The sequence below is a fragment of the Streptomyces sp. NPDC057616 genome, from assembly GCF_042800575.1.
Taxonomy (GTDB): Bacteria; Actinomycetota; Actinomycetes; order Streptomycetales; family Streptomycetaceae; genus Streptomyces.
Map to the genome: position 1 here is coordinate 89,722 of NZ_JBHVGU010000038.1, position 6,216 is coordinate 95,937.

The 6,216-nt window shown below is 71.2% G+C and carries 6 protein-coding genes; 2 read left to right on the top strand and 4 right to left on the bottom strand.

Annotation, left to right across the window (positions count from 1 at the left end; genetic code table 11):
- Nucleotides 1-135: 135 nt before the first annotated feature.
- Complete coding sequence (locus tag ACFU97_RS36465; protein WP_384265055.1) at nt 136-807, top strand: lysophospholipid acyltransferase family protein; 672 nt, start codon at nt 136-138, stop codon at nt 805-807.
- On the opposite strand, the gene ACFU97_RS36470 is transcribed toward ACFU97_RS36465, so the two are convergent.
- The 4 genes from ACFU97_RS36470 to argH all read right to left on the bottom strand — a co-directional run bounded on the left by ACFU97_RS36470 (nt 804) and on the right by argH (nt 5,534).
- Nucleotides 804-2,348 carry an MFS transporter gene (locus tag ACFU97_RS36470; protein WP_384265056.1) on the bottom strand — a complete coding sequence of 515 codons (1,545 nt, stop codon included), beginning with the start codon at nt 2,346-2,348 and terminating at the stop codon, nt 804-806. The genes ACFU97_RS36465 and ACFU97_RS36470 overlap by 4 nt on opposite strands.
- The gene (locus ACFU97_RS36475; protein ID WP_384265057.1) at nt 2,345-2,911 is read right to left on the bottom strand and encodes a TetR/AcrR family transcriptional regulator; all 567 of its coding nucleotides are present in this window, start codon (nt 2,909-2,911) and stop codon (nt 2,345-2,347) included. The genes ACFU97_RS36470 and ACFU97_RS36475 overlap by 4 nt, the downstream gene beginning before the upstream one ends.
- Before the next feature lie 104 nt (nt 2,912-3,015).
- On the bottom strand, nt 3,016-3,987 hold the full coding sequence (locus ACFU97_RS36480) for an aldo/keto reductase (protein ID WP_384265058.1): 972 nt from the start codon (nt 3,985-3,987) through the stop codon (nt 3,016-3,018).
- Between the two features lie 116 nt (nt 3,988-4,103).
- Nucleotides 4,104-5,534 (bottom strand): argininosuccinate lyase, encoded by a 1,431-nt coding sequence (gene argH, locus ACFU97_RS36485; RefSeq protein WP_384265059.1) that lies wholly within the window; start codon nt 5,532-5,534, stop codon nt 4,104-4,106.
- Between the two features lie 274 nt (nt 5,535-5,808).
- Between argH and ACFU97_RS36490 the strand changes: the two genes are divergently transcribed.
- Nucleotides 5,809-6,216, top strand: a 408-nt coding sequence (locus tag ACFU97_RS36490) for a hypothetical protein (RefSeq protein WP_384265061.1), incomplete at its 3' end; no start/stop codon positions are given.

Genomic DNA, 6,216 nt, shown 5'->3' on the forward strand with positions numbered 1-6,216 from the left:
GGAGATCACCCCAGGTAAACGCGCATCAACAGTACGTAAGACCTGGGTGAACCCGATGTGCAAGAGACCGGGGACCGCGAGTATCGTCCTCACCTGCACAGACTCATATCGAATCCCTTGACACCGGAGGGCCTGTTGTCCCGCTTCGCGCTCATCAAGGCAGTGCTCGGACCGATCATGCGCCTGATGTTCCGCCCACAGGTGGAGGGCGCCGAGCACATTCCGGGTGACGGTCCGGTCATCCTGGCCGGCAACCACGTGACGTTCATCGACTCGATGATCCTGCCCCTGGTCTGCGACCGTCAGGTCTTCTTCATCGGCAAGGACGAGTACGTCACCGGCGAGGGCCTCAAGGGCCGCCTGATGGCGTGGTTCTTCACCGGCGTCGGCATGATCCCGGTCGACCGCGACGGCGGCAAGGGCGGCGTGGCCGCGCTCATGACCGGACGCCGCGTGCTGGACGAGGGCAAGGTCTTCGGCATCTACCCCGAGGGCACGCGGTCGCCCGACGGGCGGCTGTACCGGGGGCGCACCGGTATCGCGCGGCTGACGCTGATGACCGGTGCGCCGGTGGTGCCGTTCGCCATGATCGGCACGGATCGGATCCAGCCGGGTGGTGCGGGGCTGCCCCGGCCGGCGAAGGTGACGGTTCGTTTCGGCGAGGCCATGGAGTTCTCCCGGTACGAGGGCATGGACCGGGATCGCTACGTCCTGCGGGCCGTGACCGACTCCGTGATGGCTGAGGTCATGCAGTTGTCCGGGCAGGAGTACGTGGACATGTACGCGACCAAGGCGAAGGCCGCTTAGCAGTCCGCTGCCGGGTGGGGCTCCGCCCCCTGAAGGCGCTGCCCGCGGAGCAGGTACCAGGCCGCCGCTGCCGTCGCCAGCAGGACCGCTGCGCCCACCCCCGACGCCATGCCCAGGCCGTCGACGAAGGCCGCGCGGGCCGACGTCAGCATCGCCTGGCCGGTGCCGGCGGGCATCCCGGCCGCCGCCTCCACCGCGCCGCCCAGTGACTCGTGGGCTCCCGCCGGGGTGCCCGCCGGTGCCGTGAATCCGCGGTAGACGCCGGTGACGATCGTGCCGAGGAGCGCGATGCCGAGGGCGGCGCCGAGTTCGTACGCCGTCTCCGACACCGCCGAGGCGGCGCCCGCCTGCTCCTTCGGTACGGAGGAGAGGATGACGTCGGCCGTCACCGTGAAGGAGAAGCCGGCGCCCACTCCCACGACCAGCAGGGCCGCGCCGAGCAGCGGGTAGCCCGTCGACTCGTCGATCAGCGTCAGGGCGGCCAGGGCCAGGCCCACCGCCGCCAGTCCGCCCGAGACCACCGCTCGGACCGAGAAGCGGCGCGCGGCACGCCCCGCGACCAGGCCCGCCGCCACCGCGCCGACGGCCGCGGGCAGTTCGGCCAGACCCGCCTCGAACGGGCGCCTGCCCTGGACGAGTTGCAGGTACTGGGAGAGGAAGAACACCAGGCCAGACAGGCCGAGGATGGTCAACAGGTCGGCCAGGACGGCCCCGCTGAAGCCGCGGTTGCGGAACAGCCGCATGTCCAGCAGCGGTGCGCGGAGCGTCAGCTGGCGGCGGACGAACCAGTACAGGGCCGCTCCGCCGAGCACGCCCGTGCCCAGCGCGTCCCACGAGAAGCCGTGCGTCGCGGCCTCCTTGACCGCGTAGACGACCGCGATCATGCCGACCAGCGACAGCACGACGCTGATCAGGTCCCACGGGCCTGGGTTCGGGTTCTTCGACTCCGGCAGCAGCCGGATGCCGACCAGGACCAGGACCGCCATCACCGGCAGGTTGATCAGGAAGACCGAGCCCCACCAGAAGTGCTCCAGCAGGAAGCCGCCGACGATCGGGCCGACGGCCGTGCCCGCGGAGGCCGTCGCGCCCCAGACGCCGACCGCGAGGCTGCGCTCGCGCGGGTCGTGGAAGAGGTTGCGGATCAGGGCGAGGGTGGCGGGCATGAGGGTCGCGCCCGCGACTCCGAGCAGGGCGCGGGCCAGGATCATCGACTCCGGCGTCGACGCATAGGCGTTGAGGACCGATATCGCGCCGAACGCGGTGGCACCGCCGAGCAGGATCCGCTTGCGGCCGATGCGGTCGCCGAGGCTGCCCATGGTGACGAGCAGTCCGGCGATGACGAACGAGTAGACGTCGCCGATCCACAGGAGCTGGGTGCCGGAGGGCCTCAGGTCCTCGCTGATGTAGGGGGTCGCGAGACCGAGGACGGTCGCGTCGACGGCCACCAGCAGCACGGCGAGCACGAGGACGGACAGCGCGAGCCAGCGGCCCGGGCGCTTCACCGCCTCGGTCGTGGTCGCCCGCTGCAGGGTGCTGCTCATGATTCCTCTCTCTGTGCCGTGTGCTGTCGCAGTGCGCCGCCGAGCAGCAGCTCGACGATCATGTGGGTGAAGTCCTTGGGGGCCACGCGGCCCTCCGCCACCGCCCAGGCGCCGGAACCCAGCAGGCCGTACAGCGCCTCGGTGAGCCAGACCGGGCTGAGGTCGATACGGAACTCGCCGGCCGCCTGGCCGCGCCGGAACAGGTCCGCGATGCGGTCGTCGATGCGCGTCCAGCCCGCGTTCTGCTCCTCGCCCTCGAACAGCTGGTTCTCGGTGTAGAGGAAGGCGAGCAGCGCGGCGGAGGGCTCGACCTCCTGGACCAGGCGCCGCACGGCGTCGGCCGCCGGGCCCTCGTCCGGACGGGCCGCGTCCAGCGCCGCCTCGCACTCCGCGATGCCGAGCGACTCCAGCGCCCGTACGAGCGCGTCACGGCCGGCGAACTGACGGTGCAGGGTGGCACGGCTGATCCCCGCGGCCTTGGCGACCTCGTCCATCGTCGCGGTGGACTTGCGGGTCAGCAGGGCTGCGGCGGTGCGGAGTACGTGGTCACGGTCGACGGCCATGAGACAACCATAGCCCAGATGAGACACTGATGTCTCATCACGGGCACTCGTGTCTCACGGATGAGTAGGTTGTGCCGTTTTTGTACCTAGGCAGACTGGCGCGGTCAGTTCCAGGGGAGACCGGCGCGCTTCTCCCAGTACACCTGCGGCTCCTCCACCAGCGCGGCGAGGGCGGCCAGCTGGTCCTCGTCCAGGTCCACGACCGCGGCGTGCAGGTTGGAGGAGAGCTGGTTGACCGTGGCCGCACCGGACAGGACGACACCGGCCCACGGCCGGCGCAGGATCAGGGCGAGGGCCACGGCGTCACAGCCGAGGGACGTCTGCGCGGCGACGGCCTTCAGGGCGTCGGGCGCGTGGGCGTCCGCGAGACGGCCGTTGGCCATGCCCTCCTTGACGATCACCGTGAGCCCGGCGTCGTGCGCCTCGGCCAGGGCGGGCCCGGCCGAGGTCTCCAGGACGTTGTACGTCGACTGGACGGTACGGAAGAGGGGCTCGCCGTCGACCGTCACGGCGAGGGCCGCGCGGATGGCGTCCGCCTGGGCCGGGCCGCTGGTGGAGAAGCCGACCGTGGTGCCCTGGGCCGCGGCCTCGGCGAGCCTGGCGTGCAGTTCCTTGTCCGTGAGGGCCGGGCTGTCCGGGGTCACCGAGTGGATCTGGTAGAGGTCCAGCCGGTCGCCGAGCAGTTCGGCCGTCTCGGCGCGCTGGCGCTCGTACGTCCGCAGGGTGTGGTCCTTGACCTCGTGCCGCTCGGCGTCCGTGGTCCAGTCCGCGGTGTAGGTGTAGCCCCACTTGCTGCCGACGACGATGTCGTCGAAGCTCGGCCGGGCGTTGAGCCAGTCGGCGAGGAACTCCTCCGAGCGGCCGTAGGAGCGGGCCACGTCGAAGTAGCGGACGCCCTGGACGTAGGCGGCGTCGAGGAGTTCGTGGGTGCGGGCGCGCAGCGCCTCGACGCTGCGGTCCTCTCCGAGGTCTTCGGTGCGGCCCAGGTTGATGTAACCGGGGCGGCCGATCGCGGCGAGGCCGAGGCCGATGTGGCAGGTGGGGGTGGTCGCTGTGGCCAGTCGGGCGAAGGGCATCGCGGGCTCCGTGGGGTCGGGTCCGGTACGGCTTGCGACCAACGTACCCGCGATGACCTTCGACAACGGGGCGCGCGCCGAACAGCTCGGGCGCCCCCCCGTGACGACCGTGCGGCTCAGGCCTTCTTGGCCGTCGCCCAGGCGTGCTGCGCCGCCACGTCCGTCTTCACCTCTGCCAGTTGGACCGCCACCGCGCTCGGCGCCGTGCCGCCCCGGCCGTTGCGGGAGGCCAGCGCGCCCGGGACGTTGAGGACCGACCGCACCTCGGGGGTCAGATGGGCGGAGATCTTGGCGAACTGGTCGTCCGTCAGGTCGGCCAGCTCCTTGTCCTCGGCCTCGGCGGCCTTGACGCACTCGCCCGCGACCTCGTGGGCGACACGGAAGGGCACGCCCTGCTTGACCAGCCACTCGGCGATGTCGGTGGCGAGGGAGAAGCCGGCCGGGGCCAGTTCCTCCATGCGCTCGCGGTGCACGGTGAGCGTCGCCATCATGCCGGTGAAGGCCGGGAGCAGCACCTCCAGCTGGTCGATGGAGTCGAAGACCGGCTCCTTGTCCTCCTGGAGGTCGCGGTTGTACGCGAGCGGGAGGGCCTTGAGGGTGGCCATCAGGCCGGTCAGGTTGCCGATGAGGCGGCCCGACTTGCCCCGCGCCAGCTCGGCGATGTCCGGGTTCTTCTTCTGCGGCATGATCGACGAGCCCGTGGAGAAGGCGTCGTGCAGCGTCACGAAGGAGAACTCCTTCGTGTTCCAGATGATGACCTCCTCGGCGATCCGGGAGAGGTTCACGCCGATCATCGCGGTGACGAAGGCGAACTCTGCGGCGAAGTCGCGGGAGGCCGTGCCGTCGATGGAGTTCGGGGAGCTGCCGTGCTCGAAGCCGAGGTCCTTGGCGACCGCCTCCGGGTCCAGGCCGAGCGAGGAGCCCGCGAGCGCGCCGGAGCCGTACGGCGACACGGCGGTGCGCTCGTCCCACTGACGCAGCCGCTCGGCGTCCCGGGACAGGGACTGCACGTGCGCGAGGACGTGGTGGGCGAAGAGCACCGGCTGGGCGTGCTGGAGGTGTGTGCGGCCGGGCATCGCCACGTCCGGGTGGGCCTCGGCGAGGCCGATCAGCGCGTCCTGGAGCTCGGCGATCAGGCCGCCGATGGTGCGGGCGTGATCCCGCAGATACATCCGGAAGAGGGTCGCCACCTGGTCGTTCCTGGACCGGCCCGCCCGCAGCTTGCCGCCGAGCTCGGCGCCGAGGCGCTCCAGCAGGCCCCGCTCCAGGGCGGTGTGCACGTCCTCGTCGGCGATGGTGCCCACGAAGGAGCCGTCGGCGACGTCGGCCTCGAGCTGGTCGAGGCCGGCGATCATGCGCTGGAGCTCGTCCTCGGTGAGCAGGCCCGCCTTGTGCAGCACGCGCGCGTGGGCCCGGGAGCCGGCGATGTCGTAGGGCGCGAGCCGCCAGTCGAAGTGGACGGACGCGGACAGCTTCGCCAGGGCCTCGGCGGGACCGTCGGCGAAACGGCCGCCCCAGAGCCGAACGTCACCGCTGTTGCTGCTCACTTGCGTTGCTCCTAGGGAGGTCGGTCCGGTCACGGACCGGGATGTCAGGCGCGAGCCTCGGGCCACGTCACGTCATACCGCATTCGTTGACATGCATGAGTATGCAGACCTCTGCATGATTCGTCAATTCGGGGGCCTGCGGCGGTCGACGCGGGGGCGCTTGAACGCGAGCAACCGCTTTCTCGTACCTCACGCAGAACGCAGGCGCCGCGTTTGTACGCACCGGCCACAGCAGTGACACCCCCGTCACTCCAGACCCCGAGTGAGGCTCCGCATGTCCAGGGCACTTCCGAAGTACAAGAAGCGTCGCGTGGCGGTCATCGGCGGCGCCGCCGCGGTGGCGCTGTCCGGCGCGGTGATCGCCGGCACCGCCCTCGCCGGTACGCCGTCCAAGGGCGACGGGAACGGCGCCCGGACCCTGGCCGCGTCCCCCGGCACGATCACGTGCCCGGACGTCGCCTCGCAGCTCCCCGCGATCCCCGCCTCCGCGCAGGCCGAGGTCGACCGCAACCTCGCCCTGCTCACCACCCAGATCGACGAGGCCGACAAGCGCCTCGCCGCCACCCTCGGCCAAGGCGGACCCGACTTCGTCCAGAACGCCATCCTCGGCCCCCTCGCCGACAAGCGGAAGTCCACCGTCGACCGCATCGCCATCGCCATCGGCCGCACCGCCGACAAGCCC